The sequence below is a fragment of the Paenibacillus sp. 32352 genome (genome assembly GCF_002042965.1).
Lineage (GTDB): Bacteria > Bacillota > Bacilli > Paenibacillales > NBRC-103111 > Paenibacillus_S > Paenibacillus_S vulneris.
On the sequence record NZ_MZNT01000002.1, the window covers coordinates 276,503 to 301,350 of the forward strand.

Consider the following 24,848-nt stretch of genomic DNA (forward strand, 5'->3'; position numbering starts at 1 on the left):
GTTGAAAGCGTTGTTACGAACTCGAGCGTGGATAGCGGCCATGCTGGCGCTCGTCCTGACACTGAGTCCTGCAGCAGCAGGGGCAGATCAGACCGGTACGCCGGGAACGGGCGATAACGGTGCAAAGTTACACAACAGCAATTGGGAAGGGGAAACCAAGCCCCAAGACCCTTACTATTTTGAAGTGTTGGACGGTTGGATCAAAAGCGGAGCGGGGACCTCTCATAACGCGAGCTTCACCCTACCCGGCTCCAGGCTGAGCGGCAAGTCCGATAAAGCCAATGTGACTATCGCGCCTTATGATGGGAAAAGTGACGTTATGGTATGGAACGCTCAGGGGGATGAATGGATCGAGTACGAGTTCAATGTCGATCAAGGAGGATTATACAATATAGCGTTGTCGTACCATCCCTTCGTTGACGCTTCACACCGCAAGCCGATCTCATGGAATGTCACTCTGGATGACAAGAATCCGTTTCTTGAATCCAAATCGGTGCAGCTGTACCGGCAATGGAAGGATCAGCTTCCAGCCCGTATTGATGATAACGGAGATGAAATTCGTCCGATGGCCACCGACATTTCCGGCTGGCTGAACGATGCCTTCCGGGACTCCGGCGGAGCATATGAAGATCCTCTGCTGTGGAACTTGACACCGGGCAAGCATAAGCTTCGCTTGTCCGGCAGCGATCCGGTGGCGATCGAAAGCATCACCTTTCGGGCTCCTGCCAAAGTTGAGGATTACAAAACCTACAGAAGCTCCCAGCCTTCCACAGCGGCTTCAACTAATGTGGCGCCTATCGTCATAGAAGCGGAGCAGGTGCAGTGGAAGAATGACTCCTCTATTCCATTGACCTATGACAATGATATTGCTTCCGTACCTTATGTTCGAGGAAAGATTACGTACAATACGATCGACGGGCAGCGCTGGTCCAAGGGAAATCAGGAGGTCAGCTGGAGCTTCGAGGTTCCTGAAGACGGCTACTATAAAATAGGCATGCGCGCCCAGCAGTCATTTTTGTCCAACCGCTCCTCGTTTCGTTCTATTGCCATTAACGGCAAGACCCCATTTTCCGAGCTAAAGGCGTACCGGTTTTTATATGCAACGGGCTGGAAGGGGATTACGCTGGAGGACGATCAGGGGCAGCCATACGAGTTTTATTTGAAAAAAGGAACCAACACGCTGTCCATGCGCGTCACGCAAGCACCGCTCAAGCCGACGATCGTAGAATTGGAGAAGGGCATTGCGGGATTGAAAAAGTTGGCCGCCGATTTAAAGGCATTAACAGGCGGGGTGGATGACAAGAACCGGACCTGGGACATTGAAAAGGATCTTCCGGGTTTCATCGACGAGCTGAAAGGCTTGAGTGATAATCTCGATGGGGTGAGATCCCGTCTGGAAACTGTTAACGGACGCCCGGACGCCGTCTCACAAGGGATTGTAACGATTAATCAGGATATTCGATCGCTCTTGAAAGATGCGAACGAGATCCCTTATGAAGCAAGCCGGCTCGTAACGATGCAGGGGAAGATCGGTGATCTGATTCAACAGCTCAGCTCCCAGCCGCTTCAGCTGGATCGGATCATGGTAGTGCCGGTGAAGCAAAGCTTTCCGAGGATGGAAGCGACGCTAACCCAAAAAATCCAGGGGGCGTTCATCAATTTCTTCTATTCCTTTATGCCGAAAGAAAATTTGAACAAGGTTCAGGATGATGTCCTCAATGTCTGGGTGCTGCGAGGCAGAGACTATGTGAATCTGCTTCAGGATATGGCGAATGAATCGTTTACCCCTAAGACGGGGATCAAGGTCAAGGTGAATCTGCTGCCGGACGCAGGGCTGCTAGTATTAATGAATGCCGCCGGTATAGCCCCGGATGTAGCGTTAGGATTGGGGCAGGATTTGCCGTTCGAATACGCATTGCGTAACGGGATCTATGATCTGAAGCAGTTCCCTGATTTCGATACGATCTATAAACGGTTTGCCCCCGGTTCATGGACGCCCTTCTATTATAATGACGGGTATTATGGGGTCCCGGAAACACAAACCTTCCAAATGATGTACTATCGCAAAGATATCCTGCAAAATTTGGGCCTGAAGGTTCCTGACACTTGGGATGAGCTGTATAAGATGCTCCCTGTCATCCAGCAGAACGGAATGAATATTACGCCGGTGGGCCATATTCCTTTCTTTATGCAGAACGGCGCAGACTACTTCGCTGAAGATGGCAGCAGGACGGCAATCGGGTCGGAGAAAGGCTTCGACGCGTTTAAGAAATGGACGGATTTGTACAACAAGTACGCCGTCGACCGCTCCTTATCCAGCTTCTATCAGCACTTCCGTGACGGGACGATCCCGATGGGGATCGCGGATCTAAGCATGTACATCGAATTGACGGTCGCAGCACCTGAGCTGAATGGTTGGTGGGGCGTTGCTCCGGTTCCCGGTGTCAAGCAGGATAACGGCACGGTTGCCCGCTGGATTGGCGGGGGGATGCAGTCCTCCGCGATCTTTAAGCAAACGAAGAAACCGAATGAAAGCTGGGAGTTCCTGAAATGGTGGACTTCCGCCGAGGTGCAGGAGAAGTACGGCACTGATCTGGAGACATTGAACGGGGTCAGCTTCCGGTGGAATACCTCTAATATTGATGCCTTTGCGAAGCTACCGTGGAAAGAAGACGATCTCAAAGCCATCATGGAGCAGTGGAGATGGTTTAGGGAAATTCCTAATGTACCGGGCAGCTATTTCATGGAGCGTGAGCTGCAAAATGCTTGGAACCGGACTGTCGTAGACGGAATGAACTATCGTACTTCACTTGAAACCGCGATTGTTGATATTGACAGGGAAATTCAGCGGAAGATGCAGGAGTTCCATTTTATTAATGAAAACGGTGAAGTTGTACGGTCCCTGAATCTGCCGAAAATAACCCAGCCGTGGGAAGGAGTGGATAAGTATGTTAAAAAGTGAATCCAGGACGCTGCCGAACGTGCATACCTCCACGAGCCGTCTGAAGCCGAAGTGGGTTTCGCCGATTCAGATGATGTGGGAGTACCGTGCTTCTTATGTGTTTATTGCGCCGTTTATGGTATGTTTCATTATCTTTATCATGATTCCTGTTATCGCCGCCTTCGGGCTTAGCTTTACTTATTACAATTCCTTGGAGCCCCCCAGATTCGTAGGGTGGGAAAATTTCCGGTATATGCTGTCGCAGGATTTGATTCTGATCAAATATGCGATTCCGAACACCTTCAAGTTCGCAACCATTGTAGGCCCGGGAGGCTATATCGCCTCCTTCCTGCTGGCTTGGCTCATTTCCATCCTGCCGGGAGTTTACCGCAAATGGTTTACACTCGCGCTGTATACTCCGTCCCTAGCGGGCGGAGTAGCGATGAGCATCATTTGGCTGCCGCTCTTATCCGGCGACCGTATCGGCTATTTGAACAGCTTTCTTATTAAGCTGGGTCTTATTAATCAACCGATCCTATGGGTAACAAGTAAGGAATATCTGATGTCCTCCATGATCGTTGTTACGCTGTGGTCCAGTATGGGTATCGGCTTTCTGGCGATGCTGGCCGGCATATTGAATGTCAATAACGAGCTCTATGAAGCAGGCCGACTCGACGGGATCAAGAGCAAGCTGGAGGAGATCTGGTACATTACGATCCCATCAACCAAGCCGCAGATGCTGTTCGGTGCGGTGATGGCCATTGTCGGGGCGTTCAAGGCCGGCGGGATCGGTACCCAGCTGGCCGGAATGAACCCGACGCCTCAATATTCCGGACATTTGATCATCAGCCAAATCGATGATTACGGGTTCACCCGTTTCGAGCTGGGGTATGCAAGCGCCTTATCTGTATTTCTTCTTATTCTTATTTACGTTGCCAATAAGCTCTGCTGGAGATTGTTCGGTACGAAGGAGGACGAATAGATGAAAGTCATGGGCTCAGAAACGCTCGGGAAGCTTTTTCCGTGGCGGAATAGGTCAAAGCTGCATCGGTTGGGCCCGACGGAGAAGTTTGCCGTGTTTTTGCTGATTGCTCTAAGTATTTTTATGCTGATGCCGTTGGTTTATATATTAAACCATGCGCTGAAGCCGTATCAGGAGCTGTTTATTTACCCGCCCAACATCTTTGTCCGGAATCCCTCCTTTCAAAATTTCGTAGAGCTGCTGGCCATTACCAAAGGGACTGCGATTCCGATAACCCGTTATATTTTTAATAGTGTTGTCGTTGCCATATTGTGCGTTATTATTGTAACTATAGTGAGCGCGATGTGCGCTTACCCGATATCGAAGCATAAGTTCCCGGGGCACAAAATTGTGTTCGGCATGATTCTGCTGACGCTGCTCTTTGCCCCCGAGACTGTGGCTATTCCCCGCTATCTGGTGGTCAGCAAGCTGGGTATCATGAACACGTACTTCGGCCACATTATGCCGATGGTAGCCGTGCCGACAGGCGTCTTCCTGATGAAGCAGTTTATCGATCAGCTCCCTAACGAGCTTCTGGATTCAGCCAAAATGGACGGAGCGAGGGAGTATACGATCTTCATGAAGATCGTGCTGCCCGTCATTATGCCGGCGGTAGCGACCATTGGTATTATTGCTTTTAACGCCGCTTGGGGCAATACGGAAACATCGACCTTGTTCATGCAGCAGGAAGAGATGAAGACGTTTCCGTTCTACATCTCTACGCTGACGAGCGGGATGGCGAACAATGTAGCCAGGCAAGGGGCGGCGGCGGCCGCTGCGCTGCTTATGTTTTTGCCGAACCTGATTATTTTTCTATTGTTCCAAAGCAAGGTCATTGCGACTATGGCTCATTCCGGCATCAAATAGCCTGTCACCATTTCCATGGAAGGAGCGGACAATGCAAGTATGAACGATCAACTGCAGAGTGTGGAGCGTTGGGGGCGGTTTGAGCTTGTTCTACACGGACCGTCCACGGGCAACCCGTTTCAAGAGGTGCAGCTAAGCGCCAAATTTCAATATAAAAATAAGGTGGTAGAGCCTGACGGCTTCTATGATGGCGAGGGACGATACCGGATTCGCTTTATGCCTGGCCAGATAGGAAGATGGCGGTACGAGACCCGAAGCAACCGCCCGGAGCTTGACGGGATCACCGGCGAGTTCGATTGCGTAGAGCCATCCAGCGGCAATCACGGGCCGGTTAGAGTCAAAAACAAATACTATTTTGCTTATGAAGACGGCACTCGCTATTTGCCCTTCGGCACTACCTGCTATCATTGGACCCATCTGGGCAACGAGGAATTGGAGGAGCATACGCTGCAGACGCTGGCGAACTCCCCATTCAATAAAGTTAGAATGTGCCTGCTGCCGACAAGAGATATGAAGCCGCCTGCTCTTGCTTTTGCCGGTACGTGTCCGGAGGATACCGATAAAACAAGATTTAACCCCGATTTCTTTGCGCATTTGGAGCGTAGAATCGAGGATTTGCAGCAGCTTGGCATCGAAGCGGATTTGATATTGTACCACCCTTATGATAAGGGTCATTGGGGCTTTGATAACATGGACGAGGAAACAGAACGCTTTTATCTTCGTTATGTTATCGCCCGGCTTGCCGCCTACAGAAATGTATGGTGGTCTTTGTCTAACGAGTACGATTTCAATAAATTCAAAACGGTAGCTGAGTGGGATCAGCTCATTCAATATGTGCAGCGATACGATCCGTACCAGCACCTGCGGTCGATTCATAACGGCACGAAGATGTACAAAACATCGACGCTGTATGATTTCACCAAACCCTGGATAACTCATCAAAGCATACAGCACTGGGATGCGGAGCTCACAAGCGTATGGCGGGAGACGGCTCCAAAGCCTATCGTGATTGATGAGATCTCTTATGAAGGGAATAGCTCAAGGAGATGGGGCAATATTTCCGGGGAAGAAATGACTCACCGGTTCTGGGAGGGCTTCTCCAGAGGAGGATTTGTTGCTCATGGAGAGTCGTTCATAGACCGTGAGACCCGTGCATGGATTTCGTTCGGAGGCAAAATTTACGGCGAGTGCATGGAACGAATTGCCTTTCTGCGCCGGATTATCGAGGAAGCACCGGAAGACTGGATTGCTTCTGCCGGGGAAGGCCAGTATAAATTAATGTATTTCGGCCGCCATCAGCATGCTTATAAAATGGTAGAGCTCGGAAAGGATACGGAGTTCCGGATCGAGATTATCGATTGCTGGAATATGACCATAACTCCGGTAGAAGGGATATACCGCGGAATAACCAAGGTGAAGCTTCCCGGCAGGCCCTATATGGCTCTGCGTCTAACGAGAGTGTAACCATAGGATCTAGAAGGGAGGATTGGCACTGCCATGGATACAGTTGCTCAATGGGGAATGTTTGAGCTGAAGCTGAACGGTCCTTCGGCTGGGAACCCGTTTACTGATATTTCCTTAAGCGCGAGCTTCAGGAACGGGCGATATGAAGCGGTGTCGGAAGGCTTCTATGACGGAGGCGGAACATACTGTATCCGCTTTATGCCGCAGGAGCAAGGCGAATGGACTTTTACGGTCACCAGCAATGATCCGGGCTTCAACGGCATGACGGGACAATTTATTTGTACAGCTCCGGAGCCGGGTCATCATGGACCTGTCAGGATTAAAGGGAACGTACATTTTCAATATGCCGATGGTACCCGTTATATCCCGGTGGGTACAACCTGCTACGTGTGGCATTTGCAATCGGAAGAGCTGCAGGAAGAGACGCTGCGTACATTGATGCATGCCCCCTTTAACAAAGTACGAATGTGCGTATTCCCGATAAACTGCGAGTTTAATAGGGGAGAGCCGATCGAATATCCTTTCGAGGGCTCTGTAGAACAAGGCTTCGATTATGACAGATTCAATCCCGGCTATTTTGCTCATCTGGAACGCAGAATAGCGGATTTGGGCAAGCTCGGCATCGAAGCCGAACTGATCTTGTTTCATCCGTATGACGAAGGGCGCTGGGGCTTTGGCCGTTTGACCTCTGAACAGGACGAGCGTTATCTGCGTTATGTGATCGCCCGGCTTGGTGCTTATCCCAACGTATGGTGGTCTCTTGCCAACGAATATGACCTGATGAAGCAGAAGCGGCCGGAGGTTTGGAACCGATACTTTACAATGCTTCAGGAATACGATTCCGGCGGACATCTGCGTTCATGTCGTAACTGGCATGATTTCGGGGCCCCCTGGGTCACTCATGTTAGCTTACAGAACCCGGATATCAGAGTAGCATCGGATTACACCAGGCAATACGGCAAGCCCGTTATCATCGATGATTGTGAGTATGAAGGGAACCTCGATGCCCGCTGGGGCAGCTTGACTGCCGAGGAAATGGTATTGCGAGTATGGGAAGGAAACTTTCGTGGCGGCTACGTGACACATGGGGAAACCTATGTGAACGATGATGGGAATGAGGACGAAGTCCTCTGGTGGTCTCATGGCGGGCGGCTTCGCGGAGAAAGCGTCCCGAGAATCGCCTTCTTGCGGAGCCTTCTTGAAGAAGCGCCAGCACATATCACATACAGCAGTGACAGAATGGACGCAGCTACACTGGAGGTAAGCGGGGAATATTATTTACAATACTTCGGGCCTCATCGGTTCTCTTACCGCGTATTCGAGCTGCCAGAAGGTGAGTACGAAGTGGATGTAATTGATACCTGGAACATGACGATAACGACGCTGGAAGAGACGTTCCAAGGCCGATTCCGGATTGATCTGCCTTCCAAGCTGTACTATGCGTTACGTATTAGAAAAAAATCGAACTAATAGCTAATGGGGAAAAGCCTGAAACAGGACCAAGAAGGAGCGATGACATGGTATCCATGAACAAATCGAACTCGAATATGAAATTGTGGTATGAAAAGCCGGCCAGAGCCTGGACTGATGCACTTCCTATCGGCAATGGAAGGCTTGGGGCGATGATATTCGGCAAAGTGAATACGGAACGGCTTCAGCTGAACGAAGATTCTGTCTGGTATGGCGGACCGGTCAACGGCAATAATCCGGACGGACGCAAATATTTGCCGGAGGTCCGCCGCCTGTTAATGCAGGGGAAGCATGTGGAAGCGGAGGAATTGGCGCAAATGGGAATGATGTCGATTCCCAAATCGCTTCACCCTTACCAGCCGTTGGGAGAGCTTCATCTGTACCATGACGGCGAGAAAAAGATGATCTCCAATTATTACCGAGATCTGGACATTGAAGAAGGAATTGCCCATGTATGCTACAGCTTGAATGATGTCCGCCACGTGAGGGAGCTGTTCAGCAGTGCGGTCGATCAGGTCATCGTGATTCGTGTATCCTGCGATCGCCCGTCTACCTTGAATTTAAGGATGAATTTGAGCCGCAGACCGTTCGACGAGGGCTCGCATCGCTTCGGCAAGGATACGCTCGTTATGCGCGGGGAATGCGGCAGGGACGGGGTGACGCTGTGTGCAGCAGTCAAAGCTGTAGCCGAAGGCGGGACCGTCAGCATCATCGGTGATTTCCTCTCGGTTAACAAGGCCAATGCCGTAACGATATACTTGGCGGCGGGGACGACATTCCGCTGTGAAGATCCGCTTGGAGAATGCATTCAGCAGCTGGAGAAGGCCGCTGCGAAAGGCTATGAGAACGTAAAGCAGGATCATCTGGAGGACCATATTTCCAAAATGAGGAGGGTCAGCCTCGAATTGGGCCGTCAGGGTACTTCTGTTGAAACCGCTTCCCTTCCTACGGATGCCCGTCTTCAGCGATTTAAAGACGGCGGGGATGACCCTGCGCTCATTTCCCTGTATTTTCAGTTTGGCCGCTACCTGTTGATGGCAAGCTCTCGTCCGGGGTCAAACCCTGCCAATTTGCAGGGCATATGGAATGAGAGCTTTACGCCGCCATGGGAAAGCAAATACACCATTAACATTAACACCGAGATGAATTACTGGCCTGCTGAGGTGTGTAATTTGGCCGAATGTCACGAGCCGCTGTTCGATTTGATTGATCGTATGCGGCCTAATGGGCGGATAACCGCTCAAAAGGTATATGGCTGCAAAGGCATTGTGGCGCACCATAATACCGATATGTGGGGTGCAACCCAAATCGAGGGCAATTTTATGCCGGGCTCTATATGGCCGATGGGAGCGGCTTGGCTGTCTCTGCATTTGTGGGAGCATTTCCGCTATGGTCTGGATGAAACGTTTTTGCGTGAACGCGCTTACCCAGTCATGCGGGAGGCGGCGGAGTTTTTCCTTGATTATATGTTTGAGGACAAACAAGGGCGATTGGTTACAGGGCCGTCCACTTCACCTGAAAATAAATATATCGGGTCCGACGGCAGTGTCGGCTGCCTAAGCATAGGCCCGTCTATGGATACTCAGATTGTATATACCCTGTTCCAGGCCTGCGTGGACGCATCGCAAATATTGCATATGGACGAAGCGATCCGTACGCAGTGGGAAATCGCGCTGAGCAAGCTGCCAAAGCCGCAGATCGGCAAATATGGGCAGCTGCAGGAGTGGGTGGAGGATTGGGAAGAGGTTCATCCGGGTCATCGTCATATCTCGCATTTGTTTGCGCTTCATCCGGGAGAGCTTATCCATGTTCGCCATACGCCGGAATGGGCGCAGGCAGCTAGGCGCACGCTGGAGCGCAGGCTGGAGAACGGAGGCGGCCATACGGGATGGAGCCGCGCATGGATACTGAATTTTTACGCCAGATTGGAGGATGCGGAGCAGGCTTACGAGCATCTGAGAATGCTGCTCTCGCAATCGACATTGCCTAATTTATTCGATAATCATCCGCCATTCCAGATCGACGGTAATTTTGGCGGAACGGCGGGGATAGCCGAAATGCTGCTGCAATCGCACCGTGGAGAAATCACGCTGCTGCCCGCATTGCCCGAGGCGTGGAGCAGCGGCAAGGTTTCCGGCTTTCGCGCACGGGGCGGCTTCGAGATCGGCATGGAATGGGAGGATGGCGAGCTGACTCATTGCGTCATTAAAGCAACGAGAAATAACGTCTGCCGGATCGTCAGCCAGCAAGCCAATTCCTCCTTCTCGGTAGAGACGAACGGCAAGATCGTGGATACCCGTATCTCAGGATACGTGACTGAGTTCGATGTGCTTGAAGGTTCAACCTATGTGGTTAAAGCCCAGAAGCTGCCGGAATTATCCCAAACTAAGCAAGCTTAGTCATTTAACTATAGCAAAGAGGCCATCTTTTTCGGTGGTCTTTTTGTTTGTTGGGAAACTTTCTTTACCAAAAAACGCGAAAGGTAATAGGTGGGGTATCTCCTGTAGGAGCGTTAGCGACCGCCTTTGTTATTGGGAATTATCCGCTAAAAAGAATATAATCAATAATTTCCCAAGAACAACAGCGGCCGGAGGGGGATACCCCACCGGGGGACCAGAGCGTTATTCATATTTTATTATTTTCTCAACAAATTAGTGGCTACCCACCCAGAGGGCCTCTTTGCTTCAATCCGCCCCAAAAGTAAGCAGAAACAACCTATATATGTTTTTTTGAACTGGTGTAAAGTAAAAATCGAGAGGTGAAAACCATGGAATTTATTAGACCAGAAGATTACACGCCCAAAAAATCGCATATATCAGATTTGAAGAAATATGGAATCGGCATCATCGGATGCGGCAGTATTGCCAATACGGCTCACCTGCCCGCCTACAGCAAATTCGGGCTCCATGTAGCTGCATGCTGCGACGTCAGCGAAGAGGCTGCCCGTACGACAGCGGAGAAATTCGGCATTCCGCGCTGGACGACCGACGTGAATGAGCTGCTGGAAATGGATGAGGTCGCCGTTATTGATTTGGCCATCCATCCGGCACCCCGTCTGGAGGTTCTGAAGCAAATCAGCAAGGCACCTAGACCCGTATTATGTCAGAAGCCGTTAGCGCTGGATCTGGACCATGCCATGCTGCTCTGCAACGAGGCGAACCGGCTCGGGATCACTCTCGGAGTGAATCAGCAGGCGCGCTGGGCCCCGGCGCATAAAGCTTTGAAGCACGTGATCGATCAAGATCTTATCGGAGAAATCTACAGCATTCATCATTATATGCGTTCCTTTCAGGATCAGGCCGGCTGGTGGTGGACGAAGATGAAAAACTTCAATATTGTCGACCATGGCGTTCATTATGTAGATTTATGCCGATATTTTAACCCGTATCCGCAGGAATGGTCTCGCGTACATTGTACGACGGCGCAGCTCAATCAGCAAAATGCCATAGACCCGCTAATCTACTCGGCCAACGTGGAATTCGGATCAAAAGGCGGCAGAAACCCGTTTATGGCTTCGCTTCATTTTAACAATATCGCTAAAGCAAGCCGTTCCCACAGTAATACATGGTGGGTGGACGGTACGGAGGGAAGTCTCTGGTGCACACAGGATACGCTGTATATGGCCATCAACAAGCATAAGAACGTGGTACACGAGATCAAGCTGAAAGGAACCTGGTTTCCGGATGCGTTCGCAGGCTCCATGCTCGCGTTCATCACGGCTTTGGAGCAAGGAGAACGCCCTCCGGTTACGGCGGAGGATAACCTGCAGACGATTGCCATGACGACGGGGATGGTTATTTCCAGCCAGGAGGGCTGCGTAGTAGAGAGAACCGACTTGTTTAAGGGGAGCGATCATTAATGAATAAACTCGGTTTTATGAGTTATGTCTATATGGGTTGGTCGGCGGAAGCGATGGCGGAGGATGCGCGCAAGCATGGATTAAAGTACGTGCAGCTTGATCCCAAGCAGAAATTGCAGGTGATGGATGACGAGCCGTTTTCGCTGGTGCGTGTCGAAAAAATCCGCAAAATTTTTGAAGACAATGGCATATCTGTCGTCGGGTTGTCCGGATATACCAATTTGATGAATCCGAATCTGCAGAAAAGAGAAGAGAAATTAAGTCAGCTGGAGCGAATGATAGATCTGTGCTCCGCCTACGGCACGCGGTATATCGCAACGGAAACGGGAAGTCTTCACCCGACGAACGCTTGGCGGGATTATGAGGGAAACCGGTCTGAGGAAGCCTGGGAGCAGCTGGTGAGCATTGTGGACCGGTTGAGAAATCGGGCGGTAGCTAACGGAGCTGTCCTGCTGCTGGAAGGCTTTGCTCTCAATGTGCTGGCTTCGGCAGAGCAAGCCTCTCGAATGTTAGGGCGTCTCGGCACCGACGGACTGGGAATGATTATGGACCCGTTCAATTATTTGACAGAGGAAGATTTGACGCGTCAGCAGGAAGCGATGGCAGGAATATTCAGCAATATTGCCGGCTATTCCCCAATAGCTCATGCGAAGGACAGCTTGTATGATGATGAGGGCTTTACAACCCCTCGTGTGGGAGCCGGTCAAGCGGATTGGAGAATATATGCGGAGCTGCTTAACGCTCACTTGCCGGAGGTACCTTTAATACTGGAGCATGCCAAGCCGGAAGAGATCGGGGAATGCTTGAGGCTAATTCATGAAGCTTTCGGTCAAGCGGAAGCCTCCGGAGAAGCGGGTCCGTCCTATGGTACATAAACCCAGATTAGGCATACAAGGTCCTGTCGTCGCATGGCAGGATAGCTGGGCCGGGGAAGCTTCGGACCTTATTATGCGGACGGGAACCGGCAGCCTATGTCCTTCGCAGGATAACAGGCCGGATCCCGAAACCTTTATCAGCATGCTGCAGGAGCTCGAAGCGGATTTTTATGTTCATCATGCATTTCCGCAAGGAGATGGCTACACCCGGCTGTTGCAAGACATGGTTGAAGCCGGGATGGATATCTGCATCGGTAATGAATACGGCAACATTAACGGGCCATGGGTCGAAGGAACAAATCGGTATGACCTCCCGGATGATGCCATTCTGGAGGCGGGCCGATCGGGTCGTTGTATCGGATTGCTGTATGACGAACCGGAGCATTTGCAGATAAATGCCGCTCAATATCGGAAGGACGGATGGTATCCGCATTGGGGTGATACTGACGGCTTAAGCCTGAAAGAATCGCGTACCAAGGTCGAGCAGGCAGTTAATGACAGAGTTCAACACGTCAGCAACTTGATGGAGCGTTCAGGGTACGCCCGAACCTCTATGCCGCTGATTTCCGAGCATGTATTTCCTACCAGCTTTCATACCTACGCGAAGGCAGGGATGGATCTTTGCCCGAAGGTCATGAAGGAATCCTTCCAGTCACTTCAGCTTGCTACGGCATTGGGAGCAGCCAAGCAATACAACCGATCGATGTGGATCTGTGCCGATCTGTGGGGCCCTGATACTGGAGCATGGTTCACCCGATTTCCCGGATTCCCGGGTCATTCTCCGGAGGAATTCGACTCCGCTTTAAAAATGAGCTATTGGATGGGGCCATCCCATCTGTTTACGGAAAATATAGATGTTCTCATGCAAAATACATCGAACGGCTTTCGAACGACGGCCTTCGGCGAGGTTTGGAAGCAATTCGTTCGCCAATTCGTTCCGGAAAACCCGTTAGCCTGGCATCATTTGCAAGCGGATGCAGATATCGTAGTCATTCATTCCGACGACAGCAATTATGGGCAAAACGAAAGGATGTTCGGCAATCGTGCTCTTGGCAAGCAAAGCTGTCCGCATAGTGAAAGTGTGTTTCACATCTGGCATTTGCTTAGCAGAGGGGCGATACCGGCACATGGCAGCTGCATGCACATTCCGGGGTACGATTTTCCGAGGCATGAATTAAAGCGGAATGTGTCCCTGGACCGGTTTCCTTTGGAGGAAGGCTATACAGGCAGCGGCAGACAGCCGGTGCATCCACTTTTTTACCCGGTGTCCAATGTTCTGGTCTATGACGATCAAGTAAAGATAGAGCAGTTAGGACAACCGAAGCTGATTATGGTCGGCGGCTCCAGCTTATCTAATGATACGTTACAGGCGGTCATCCAACGGGCCGAGGAAGGAAGTGTTGTCGTTATTGCCGAATGGCTGCTGCCTGAGAACAGCCCGAATAACATAAAAAGTAGCGGTGCTAGGGGCTTCGGCCAGTGGATTGTAACGAATGATTTTCTTGGGGATAGCGTCCGAGAGACGGTAGAGCCTTTCCTGGGAGAAGCCGGCTGCTGGATGCAGCGGTTTGATTCGACAGAGGTGAGAATGTACCCCGGTAATAGTCAAGGGACGACTCTTGAGTTTGATATACGAAAAATGCACAGGTGAAAGGTGGGGTATCTCCTGGAGGAACGAAGTGTCCGCCTTTGTTATCAGGAAATTACCCCTATAACACGGATAAATTTAAAAATTTCCTGATAACAACAGCGGCCGGAAGGAGGTACCCCACCGGGTACCAAGGCATTTTTCACCCTTCCAGGGTTCTCTGTGAATTCAGCTTACGAAGTTAGTTTTGCTTCGCAAAACTCTAAGCAAAGGCATACGAAGTTAGTTTTGCTGCCGCAAAACTTTAAGGAGGAAAGTCATTTGGATCAGACCAAGCATCTGGATCCGTTCGCGGAAATCGCTTTCCGCGAACATCCCGGTAATAAAGATGAGCTGCGAGAAATTCCTCCTGTTGCCTACGAGAAAACTTATTTTGCCCAAAGTACGGATACGGCGAAGGAAGTCACCGTCCTGTCCTACGATACGCTCGTTTCCGTATTTCAGCATGAGCTGCAGCTGCTTCGAATGAAATATCGGCCTTATATGCGAAATTTGGCCCCGGCCCCCAGCTTGAACCGTCCTATACAGTCCTGCAGCCGGTTTCAATTCCGATATCAGACGGCAGAGGATGCGGATTTTTCGCGCGTGCTGGAAGGACTTGGCGAATGGGAGACGGTCACGGTTCCTGATTTCCGCGGACCTACAGGAGAGAACGGCAGGTGGACCGGATTTTACCGCCATGAATTTACCTACACTCCGGCACGTGACGGGAAAAGAGTCTATCTTGTGTTTAAAGGAGTCGATTACAAAGCGACGGTTTATCTCAACCGCAAATGCCTTGGCAGTCATGAGGGTTTTTTCGCTCCATTTGAGTTTGACGTGACGGATGCTCTGCAGGACAATAACGTTCTCGTAGTGGAGGTTCATAACGATTATCCCATGATGGGGGTAGGCGGCACGAGGCTTGACGGAGATAAAATGTATGCGGCTACGGGTCCCGGCTGGGACGATCCGTATACCGGCTGGAATCATTGTCCGCCTGGCGCAGGTATCTATAATGCAGTGTACTTGGAGCAGCGCAACGACCTTTTTATACAAGATATATTTATCCGTCCCAACATCGATGAAGCGTACATTGAAGTGTGGATCGATGCTAATAATACGACGAATCAGCTTATGGAGAACTTTGAATTGCAGCTGGAGATTATCCCGAAAAACTTCGCAGCTCAAGGGATTGGCACGATCCCATTCCAAGTGGCCTATGCGGGACCCGGAATGAACTATTTCCGCTACAAGGTGGACTTTCCTTCATTTCGTCTTTGGGAGCCGGATACTCCGTTCTTATACATAGCTCGTGTGGAAGTAAAAAAAGAATCCGCCTGCGTCGACAGCAAGGATCGCACATTCGGCATGCGGAAGTTCCATATGGATGAACAGCAGACCCCGAAAGGAACACTATATCTGAATAATCAGCCGGTGGTGCTGCGTGGCGCTAACGAAATGGGTCATTTGCAGCAATGCGTGATGCAGAATAACTTTGAGCAGCTGATTGACGATATTCTGATTGCCAAAGCCGCGAATATGAATTTTTACCGCATTACCCAGAGACCGGTTCAGGAAGAAATCTACGATTACTTCGACATGCTGGGCATGATGCATCAATGTGATCTGCCGACATTCGGCTTTATTCGCCGCAATCAATTTGTTGAGGGAGTCCGGCAAGCCGCGGAAATGGAACGGTTGATCCGAAGTCATCCTTCGTCCGTAATGGTGTCGTTGATCAATGAGCCTTCCCGTACGGAAAAAAGACGCAAGGGGCACCGTCATTTGCATCGAAATGAGTTGGAAGCCTTTTTCGTTGCCGCAAGGCAAGCGATCTATGTCGAAAATCCGGACCGGGTCGTTAAAAACGCCGATGGCGATTATAATCCTCCTACCCGAGAGGGACTTCCGGATTTTCATTGCTACACGATGTGGTATACAAACAATGGCATTTCCTTAGGCAAACTGCACAAAGGATTCCTGCCTCCGATCCGGGAGGGCTGGAAAGCGGGCTGCGGCGAGTATGGAACCGAAGGGCTGGACAACGCCCAACTGATGATGACCCGCTATCCGAAGGAGTGGGTTCCAAAGGACGTTAATGAACGATGGATGCCGAGCGCTATCAAAGGGGCCCAAACCTTCAACATGCACGGAGATTGGTATGCGGAGCAGCAAAACCTGGAGGGTTGGATTCAAGCCAGCCAGCAGCACCAATGCCTGGCAACCAAGCTGATGACGGATGCCTGGCGCAGAAGGACCGATCTTGTTGTTTCTACTGCTATTCATTTGTTGATCGACGCGTGGCCCGCCGGGTGGATGAAAGCGCTGGTCGGTGCGGATCGGATACCTAAGCCTGCTTATTTTACCTACAAACAGTGTTTGGAACCGGTTCGTGTCCACTTGCGCTCCGACCGATGGAAGGTATACGAGGGAGAAACGATGGAGGTAGAGGCATGGCTGCTGAACGACAAGGCCAAGACATACGATAACGTACGCATTATCGCGACGCTGAGGGACGAGACAAGGGATTACGGAAGCTTCGAAATGAACGGTTCTCTTCATAAGACATCCTCCCGGTACGCAGGTACGGTCCGATTCTCGGTACCTGCCGTTGAAGACAGGCAGACCTTTTACCTGGATGCTTGCCTGCTGGATGGGGAGGGCAGCGAGCTGAATTCGGAGAGGTTCGCGTTTGAGGCTTTTGCCAAGAGGAAGCGTTTTCCAAAGCATCAGGAGAAGCTGGTGAAAGCCGCGTTCGCCGATGCGGAGTCCGAGCTTTTATGCTCGCTGCTGGAGATTGACGCAATCGCCTATAATCCGGCCGATACAAGTATGAATTCCATTATCGTATCAAACAGGGATGCCTTTTTACGACATCGGTCCTCCATCCAGGATAAAGTGAAGCAAGGGGCTACGGCCATGTTCATTCTGGGAAGACCGGCATCCAGCACGGATAGCCCTGTATGGGAAATGGACGGCATGGAAGTGAAAACCGCCAAGCTGAAGGAAACGTATACTCTGGCCATTCAAAGTGAAGCGCCATGCTTGCGATCGGCCAAACCGGACGATTTCTCCTATTTCTATCATCTGAAAAACGACCAAATTGACTTTATAGCGAATTGTCATCTGTTAGGAGATGAATTGGAGCCCCTCGTGTTTGCCTATCATGCCAATGGGGACCCGACCGGCAAGCGGAAGCTGCCCCTTGTGGGGGTGAAGAAAGTAGGCAAGGGTCAGATCTACTTCGTCTGCCTGCCTTTGGCGGGGCGAGTGGGATTCAATCCGACCTTGGACCGGCTGCTGTTATCGATATTGGAAGGAACTGAAGGAGGGGGAACGGGTGCATGAAACGGTATGTCATAGTTAGCTCGGATCAAAGTAAGCAAGCGGAAATTGTGGAGGATCAGAATGTCATCAAGTTAAAGCTAAGAAGCGCGTGGGAGCAATCTCCTCATTTTACCGGAGATCTGGATGAAATGCTGAGCTATTCGATCGGAAGACCGTGGCATACGAATTGTACCCGGCTAGCGGACCTGCACATTGCGGCAGACAGCGAGTCGATCCGCATTCAAGGCAGGCTGGAAGCGCTTGGGGTCACGCTGGTATTGGCTTTCAATGGGCATCAAGTTCTGACCTTGAAGGTTCAGTGGGCTAATCTTACCGAGCAGGCGCTGCAGGAGGCTGCCGTAGGTCTGCTGCTTCCCATGGAAAGAAGAAGCAAGGAAATGGTTACGATTCCTCACATGATCTATAATAACAATCCTTCGTCAGATCCGGACCGCGTGGTTCCCAGGCTCGGTGTAGGGCCTGGCAAAGGCTTCATTTGCGAGGAGCATCGGCTGCCGATTCCCTGCGTGAATGTGGAATGGGGCAACGAATACGGTAAGCAGAGATACTTATCCCTCTATTCAACGCCGGCGTATGTGGAGGCTTCCGACGGCACCGTACATTACGGTTCTCTCGGAGTGATTCAGGAGGATCTGCGGCTCGTGATAGCGGCCATGTCCGGTGTGCTCATGTTCAATGGGGATAAGGATATCGTCTATGTAGGCAAAAACAAAACAAAGCCGTACGACGGCGGGTATCTGGATTTTGTGCCGGGCTTTATTCTGGAAAAAGAGTACGCGCTGGATTGGGGAGAGGTCGACCATCCCGGGAGGGCATTCCGCAAAGTGGTGCATACAGGATTACAGCTATTCGATCCGATCGGTGAAATGCCGATTTCAGCCGAACAGATGATAGAGCTGAAGACGCATGCGCTGGATGATAGATGGAGGACAAACGAACAAGGAGCGGCGGGGTACATTAAGTTCACCGATTCCAACTCCTTTGGCAACGTTTCCAAGCATCCTCTCCATTATATGTACGGCTGGACAGGACAATGCTTGAAGCTGGCATGGTGCGACGCCCGGCTAGGCTTTGACCATGATCAGGAGGAGAGGATCTCTCGCTGCGTGCAGGCTGTGAACTTTTACGTTGACGGGAGCCGTACGGACGTCTCCGGCGTGAGACACAGCTCGTATCGCCTCATGGAAGGAGTATGGGATGATTTCAGCTGGAATCAGCAGCCTGTTATGTCCAGCAGAGCCTATGGCGAAACGGCGGCCGACCTGGCCGATATTATCCTTTTGTTCAAGGAGCATGGCAGGGAAGTTCCGGCAGCTTGGGTAGAGGCGTTAAAGGAAATGAGCGATTTTATCGCCGGAGGAACACTTCCTTCAGGCATCATCCCGGCGGCATGGCATATGGACGGAAGTCCAGTAGATGAGATGATCACCGCGGCAGGCTTGCCATGCTTGATCGCCATCGTGAAAGCCTGTCTTGTAACCGGTGATACCGAATATTTGGAACGGGCCGAAGCCATGAAGCAAACCTATTACGACCTGCATGCCAGGACGTTCGAAAGGCCATTTGCGCGTTCAACCCTGGACGCGAAGTGTGAGGACAAGGAAGCGGGAATGTACTTCTTCCTGGCCGCTTATGAATTATGGGCAATGACAGGCAAGGAGCACTACGAAGAATGGGCAGAGTTATCGGCAGATTGGCTGCTGACTTATGTCTACCTGTGGAATCCGGCCTACGATAAAGGCTCGAAGTTCAGAGAGGAAGGGTTCAGTGCCGTCGGTTGGCCCGGGGTGAGCGTGCAAAATCATCATCTGGACGTCTTCTTCCCTACTTATGAATTTCATCGGTTCGGTCAACGATCCGGCAAGCCGATGTACGAGCGGTTGGGACAAGTGATCTTCAGCGCCATGGGACAGGGCATATGCAGGGAACCTGGGGATTGGAACTTTACCGTCGTGGGCGAGCAGGGGGAAGGATTTTTTCAAACCAACTGGAATCATCGAGGGCACAGCAACAAATGGAACCCGTCATGGGTCATCGCACTGGTGTTACAAAACGCCTTGCGTTTCCGGCAAAACGGGAAAAGATAGAGAAGGAACGGGGGAAGACGACGTGAACGTGAATAATCAAGCAATCCCTGATTGGCGAAATAGGGAGGTTCTCGGAAGGAATACGGAGCCTCCCCATGCAGGCTTCATTCCATATGCCGATGCAGAGACAGCACTGGATAACGAACGGGCAGCTTCACCTTATTATCAGTCGCTAAACGGTAATTGGGCATTCAAGTATTCGGACAACGCTGCAGATGTGCCGGATAAATTCTATGAGCCCGGCTTTACGGCAGACGATTGGGATACGATACCGGTGCCAAGCAACTGGCAGCTTCACGGATACGGCCGTCCGCATTATTCCAGCAGTTATTATCCGTTTCCGATCGATCCGCCCCATGTGCCGGCTGACAATCCGGCAGGCTGCTACCGCAGAAGCTTTTTCGTTCCGGATTCATGGAAGGACCGGCAGCTGTATCTGGTCTTTGAAGGGGTTGACTCGGCTTTTCATGTGTGGGTGAACGGGAAGCTGGCAGGCTACGGACAGGGTGCACATCTCGAGTCGGAATTTCGCATTACTGCGCTGATTCAGCCAGGGGCTAACACGATTGCCGTACAGGTGTATCAATGGTGTGACGGCAGTTATCTGGAGGATCAGGATAAGTGGCGGTTAAGCGGGATGTTTCGCGATGTATATTTGAAAGCCGTACCGTCCGTCCATATTCGGGATGTCGCGATACAAACGCGATTTACCGATCCGGCTAAGGTAGATGCGGAGCTATCCGTTCGTCTCCAAGTAAAAAATATTGAGGATGTCCCTGCTAACGGTTTACATCGAATCAAGCTGACGCTTTTGGACGGCAGCCGACAGACCGTCTGCAATCAAGTGTATCCCGTTCAGGCTTTGAACGGCGGAGAGGAACAAACCGTGGATGGAATGATTCCCGTCGCGGCTCCCCTGCAATGGACGGCGGAAACGCCCAACTTGTATTTTCTGCTTGTGCAGCTCGAGGATGAACAGGGACAAGTTCTGGAGACGGGCAGCGTGACCGTCGGCTTTCGAGATATTGCGATTCAGGATGGCCAGATCCTTGTTAATGGAAGACCGGTCATATTAAAAGGGGTTAACCGTAACGAATTCCATCCGGAGCTCGGATTTACTACACCTATCGAATCGATGATTGAAGATATCCGCCTGATGAAGCAGCATAATATGAACACAGTTCGGCTATCCCATTATCCGAATGACAAGCGATGGCTTGACTTGTGCGACCGCTATGGGTTGTATGTGATTGATGAAGCGGATTTGGAAACTCACGGATGCCATTTTATCGGCAATGAAAGCTATTTGGCGGAGGATCCCGCATGGGAGCGTTCCTTCCTCGATCGAGTTCAGCGGATGGTAGAGCGGGATAAGAATCACCCTTCCATCATTATCTGGTCGCTGGGAAATGAATCCGGCTACGGCCGCAATCATGATGTTATGGCAAGATGGGTCCGCGAAACGGATTCGACCCGGCCGATTCATTACGAACGTGCCAAGGATGCGCCCGTCGTTGATATTGTCAGCTGCATGTACCCTTCGTTGGATGCATTGATCGAGGAGGGAAAGAAGGAAGACGACAGGCCCTTTCTTATGTGCGAGTTTGCCCATGCGATGGGCAATTCGGTAGGGAACCTGCAGGAATATTGGGATGCGGTGTATAGTTACCGTCGGTTGGCCGGCGGACTGATCTGGGAGTGGGCCGATCACGGGCTGCTGCAGAAAACCGATTCCGGCGAAGCTTGGTACGCTTACGGAGGAGACTTCAACGACCATCCTCACAGCGGACATTTTTGTATTGACGGGCTGCTTTTCCCTGACAGGAAAAAGAAGGCTTCCATATTAGAAGTCAAAAAGGTTATGGAACCAGTGAAGATAGAAGCGGTCGATGTAGGGTCAGGGATCGTCCGCATTCACAATCGTTATGATTTCTTATCCTTGGAGCATCTTACAGGCACCTGGTTCCTGTATCGGGACGGGGACATCGTCGGGCAAGGCGAGCTTCCCGAGATGGAGCTTGCAGCCGGAGAACAAGCGTCGGTTTTCATCCCTTGGAATGTAAACCATAAGCTGCAAAGCGGCGAGTATTGGCTGCATCTCCGTTTTACGTTGAGGGAGGAAGCGCTCTGGGCTCCTCAAGGGCATGAAGTAGCCTGGGCTGATTTGAAGTTTTTCGAAGCCCAAGCCGGGCAGCCGGTTTCATACCAGCCAATAGCTTCGATGCCGTCACTGAGAACAATGGAAACGGATACGTTTCTTCATATACAAGGTGTAGATTTTTCTTTGAAAATAGACAAATCCCGCGGGCTGCTGTCTGCGTTCTCATATAACGATGTACCTCTATTGGCCTCAGGTCCAAAGGTTCAACTGTGGAGGGCTGCTATAGACAACGATTCCCGGCAATCGAAGGAATGGAAGAAGGCCGGCTATGATGCGCTGCAGCAGCGGGTAACGGAGGTTACCATACGTCCCCTTGTTTCTCAGGCGCTGCTGGTTGAAGTGAAGAGTACCCTTGGAGCAGCCGGGTTGCCGGCTTGCTTCACGGTATTTATGACATATACGGTGTATGGCAGCGGAGATGTTGTCATTACGACTTGCGTCGAACCACGGGAAGGACTGGAGCTTCCTCCTCTGCCCAAGCTTGGATTGGAGATGGTCATGCCGGAAGGCTTCGAGCAGTTTTCCTGGTTTGGACTCGGGCCTCACGAATGCTATGAAGACCGTAAGGAAAGCGGGAGGCTCGGTGTGTACAGCGGTAAGGTGGAGGATCAATTCGTGCCGTACATCAGGCCTCAGGAGAACGGCAACAAGGCGGATGTTCGCTGGGCAGCCCTGACCAATCTTCGCGGGATCGGGTTATGGATTGGAGGCATGCCGACGTTGAATGTAGGCGCGAGCCATTACTCCACCGACAATTTGAGCAAAGCCAAGCATACGTACGATTTGGTCCGGTTAAAGGAAACCGTCGTTCACATGGATTGCAGGCAGGCTCCGATTGGTAATCACAGCTGCGGGGAAGCCCCTCCGCTCGATAAGTACTTGGTAAAGCCGGTGAAGACTACATTTACCGTAAGGTTAAAGCCTTTTTCCAACAGGGACCGCACACCGATGAAGCTGGGCAAGCATCAGCCAGAGCCGGTGGCAAGCGGGACCGAGCATTATGATGAAGCTGGTAACAGACTGGAGGTGAGCCCATGAGGGCATCCGGATTTCCCAAAATTATGTACGGCGGGGACTATAACCCGGAGCAATTCCCCCGAGACATATGGGATGAGGATATGAGGCTGTTCCAAATGGCCGGCATCGATATAGCTACATTAAACGTGTTCTCCTGGTCATTAAACCAGCCGGATGAGAATACCTACCGGTTCGATTGGCTGGACGACATGATGGATAAGCTGCACGCAAACGGGGTGCGGGTTTGCTTGGGTACGAGTACGGCGGCGCATCCGGCATGGATGGCCAGGAAGTACCCGGACATCCTGACCGTCACCGGCGATGGTAAGAAAAGAAAATACGGCAGGCGCCATAATTCCTGTCCGAACAGTCCGACCTTCCGCCATTATGCCGGGATCATGGCAGGCAAGCTGGCCGAACGGTACAAGGACCATCCGGCTTTGCTGCTGTGGCATGTGAACAACGAGATCGGCATCCGATGCCACTGCGATAATTGCGAGCAGGCCTTCAGGCAGTGGCTGAAGCGGCGTTACGGTTCGTTAGAGAAGCTGAATCAGGCTTGGTATACCAAGTTCTGGGGGCATACCTTCTATGATTGGGAGGAGATTGTCATCCCAAGCGGCCTCAGCGAGGGGCTATCGGGAGGAAATTCCGATCAGACGGCCTTTCAAGGCATTACTCTCGATTTCTACCGGTTTAATTCGGACAGCTGGCTTGAATGCTATCTCATTGAATACCGCGCGATTAAAGAAATCATCCCGGATGCCATCGTGACGACCAATTTTCAAGGGAACGGGACTTATAAGCCTTTGGATTATTTTAAATGGGCGCCGTACCTGGATATAGCAGCTCTGGATATCTACCCGGAAAATCACACGCCGGAAAGCTATATGGCACTAAGATACGATCTGATGCGCGGTATCAAGGACGGAGCCCCTTTTATGCTGATGGAACAAAGTCCAAGCGTGATCAATTGGAAATCGGTCAATCCGATGAAACGGCCCGGCGTGATGCGGATTAGAAGCTATCAGGCCATCTCCCGCGGAGCGGAGTCGATCATGTTCTTCCAGCTGCGCCGTTCTCTGGGCGCCTATGAGAAATTTCACGGAGCGGTTATCGATCATGCCGGGCATGAGAACACTCGGGTGTTTAGAGAATGCGCACAGCTAGGAAGCGAGCTGAAGGAGCTCGGCAGCTTGCTGCTTCATTCGCAGACCAGGAGCCGCATCGGGATCTTATTCGATTGGGAGAATTGGTGGGCGGTTGAACTTGGCGGCGGCCCTTCGGCTTACATGAAATATTTGGATCAAATTCAAAAATATTATGATGCGCTGTATGTCAACCATTACTCGGTTGATTTGCTTCATGTGAATTCCGATTTTGACGCCTACGACATCCTATTGGCTCCAATGCTTTATATGGTAAAGCCAGGGCTGGCGGAGAAGCTTGAGAAGTATGTCGAGAACGGCGGAACTTGGGTCACGACGTTTTACAGCGGAATCGTCAATGAAAGCGATCTGGTTACTCCAGGCGGGTATCCGGGTGAGCTCCGCAAGCTGCTGGGCATCTGGGTAGAGGAGATCGACGCGATGTTTCCCGATCAACGCAATACGATGCTCATGCAGCAAAAGCTCGGTCCCCTCGAAGATGCGTACGAATGCGGACTCGTATGTGAAGTCGTTCATCCGGAAGGAGCGGATACGATGGCCGTATTCGGGAGCGATTTTTACAAGGGATCACCGGCTTTGACGAGGAACCGTTACGGCAAAGGGGAAGCCTGGTATGCGGCAACGGACCCGAGCCGCGAATTCATGGAAATATGGTTGAAGCAGCTATGCGACAGCAAAGGAATCGAACCTATAGCCGCCGCGCCGCCGGGAATCGAGGTTACCTGCCGTGAGAAAGGCGGCAGCCGCTTTACCTTCATTATGAATCATAGCGATGAACGATTATCCATACATACGGGAGAACAGGAACAGAAGGAGCTTCTGACCGGAATCTCCGTCCAAGGGGAAGTTCAGCTTGAGCCGAAGCAAGTGATGATCCTGCACAGTCATGGCGCGGCAAATTAATTGCCGGCTTTAGGGGACAGTTTTTGCATAAGGAGG

13 protein-coding genes are annotated in these 24,848 nt (G+C 51.3%); all 13 read left to right on the forward strand.

Annotated elements, in window-relative coordinates; genetic code table 11:
- Positions 1-10 precede the first annotated feature (10 nt).
- The 13 genes from B1728_RS05690 to B1728_RS05750 all read left to right on the forward strand — a co-directional run bounded on the left by B1728_RS05690 (position 11) and on the right by B1728_RS05750 (position 24,812).
- The gene (locus B1728_RS05690; RefSeq protein WP_256865247.1) at positions 11-2,962 is read left to right on the forward strand and encodes an extracellular solute-binding protein; all 2,952 of its coding nucleotides are present in this window, start codon (positions 11-13) and stop codon (positions 2,960-2,962) included.
- Positions 2,949-3,923 carry a carbohydrate ABC transporter permease gene (locus tag B1728_RS05695; RefSeq protein ID WP_225948000.1) on the forward strand — a complete coding sequence of 325 codons (975 nt, stop codon included), beginning with the start codon at positions 2,949-2,951 and terminating at the stop codon, positions 3,921-3,923. Before B1728_RS05690 ends, B1728_RS05695 begins: the two co-directional genes overlap by 14 nt.
- The gene (locus tag B1728_RS05700; protein WP_079909222.1) at positions 3,924-4,829 is read left to right on the forward strand and encodes a carbohydrate ABC transporter permease; all 906 of its coding nucleotides are present in this window, start codon (positions 3,924-3,926) and stop codon (positions 4,827-4,829) included.
- A gap of 39 nt (positions 4,830-4,868) precedes the next feature.
- On the forward strand, positions 4,869-6,293 hold the full coding sequence (locus tag B1728_RS05705) for a DUF5060 domain-containing protein (RefSeq protein WP_079909223.1): 1,425 nt from the start codon (positions 4,869-4,871) through the stop codon (positions 6,291-6,293).
- A gap of 33 nt (positions 6,294-6,326) precedes the next feature.
- Positions 6,327-7,763: a DUF5605 domain-containing protein gene (locus B1728_RS05710; protein ID WP_079909224.1), complete on the forward strand. Its 1,437-nt coding sequence runs from the start codon at positions 6,327-6,329 to the stop codon at positions 7,761-7,763.
- 47 nt (positions 7,764-7,810) lie between these two features.
- The gene (locus B1728_RS05715; RefSeq protein ID WP_256865248.1) at positions 7,811-10,162 is read left to right on the forward strand and encodes a glycoside hydrolase family 95 protein; all 2,352 of its coding nucleotides are present in this window, start codon (positions 7,811-7,813) and stop codon (positions 10,160-10,162) included.
- A 368-nt stretch (positions 10,163-10,530) separates the two neighbouring features.
- Positions 10,531-11,622: a Gfo/Idh/MocA family protein gene (locus B1728_RS05720; protein WP_079909225.1), complete on the forward strand. Its 1,092-nt coding sequence runs from the start codon at positions 10,531-10,533 to the stop codon at positions 11,620-11,622.
- Positions 11,622-12,497, forward strand: coding sequence for a sugar phosphate isomerase/epimerase family protein (locus B1728_RS05725; protein ID WP_079909226.1), 876 nt, complete (start codon positions 11,622-11,624; stop codon positions 12,495-12,497). Before B1728_RS05720 ends, B1728_RS05725 begins: the two co-directional genes overlap by 1 nt.
- Positions 12,439-14,148, forward strand: a complete 1,710-nt coding sequence (locus B1728_RS05730; protein ID WP_256865249.1) for a hypothetical protein — start codon at positions 12,439-12,441, stop codon at positions 14,146-14,148. Before B1728_RS05725 ends, B1728_RS05730 begins: the two co-directional genes overlap by 59 nt.
- 258 nt (positions 14,149-14,406) lie before the next feature.
- Positions 14,407-17,475, forward strand: coding sequence for a glycoside hydrolase family 2 protein (locus B1728_RS05735; RefSeq protein WP_079909227.1), 3,069 nt, complete (start codon positions 14,407-14,409; stop codon positions 17,473-17,475).
- A complete protein-coding gene (locus B1728_RS05740) occupies positions 17,472-19,562 on the forward strand; it encodes a hypothetical protein (RefSeq protein WP_079909228.1) in 2,091 nt (696 codons plus the stop codon). Before B1728_RS05735 ends, B1728_RS05740 begins: the two co-directional genes overlap by 4 nt.
- A 22-nt stretch (positions 19,563-19,584) precedes the next feature.
- Complete coding sequence (locus B1728_RS05745) at positions 19,585-22,761, forward strand: glycoside hydrolase family 2 TIM barrel-domain containing protein (RefSeq protein WP_144027771.1); 3,177 nt, start codon at positions 19,585-19,587, stop codon at positions 22,759-22,761.
- On the forward strand, positions 22,758-24,812 hold the full coding sequence (locus B1728_RS05750) for a beta-galactosidase (RefSeq protein WP_079909230.1): 2,055 nt from the start codon (positions 22,758-22,760) through the stop codon (positions 24,810-24,812). Before B1728_RS05745 ends, B1728_RS05750 begins: the two co-directional genes overlap by 4 nt.
- Positions 24,813-24,848: the final 36 nt, after the last annotated feature.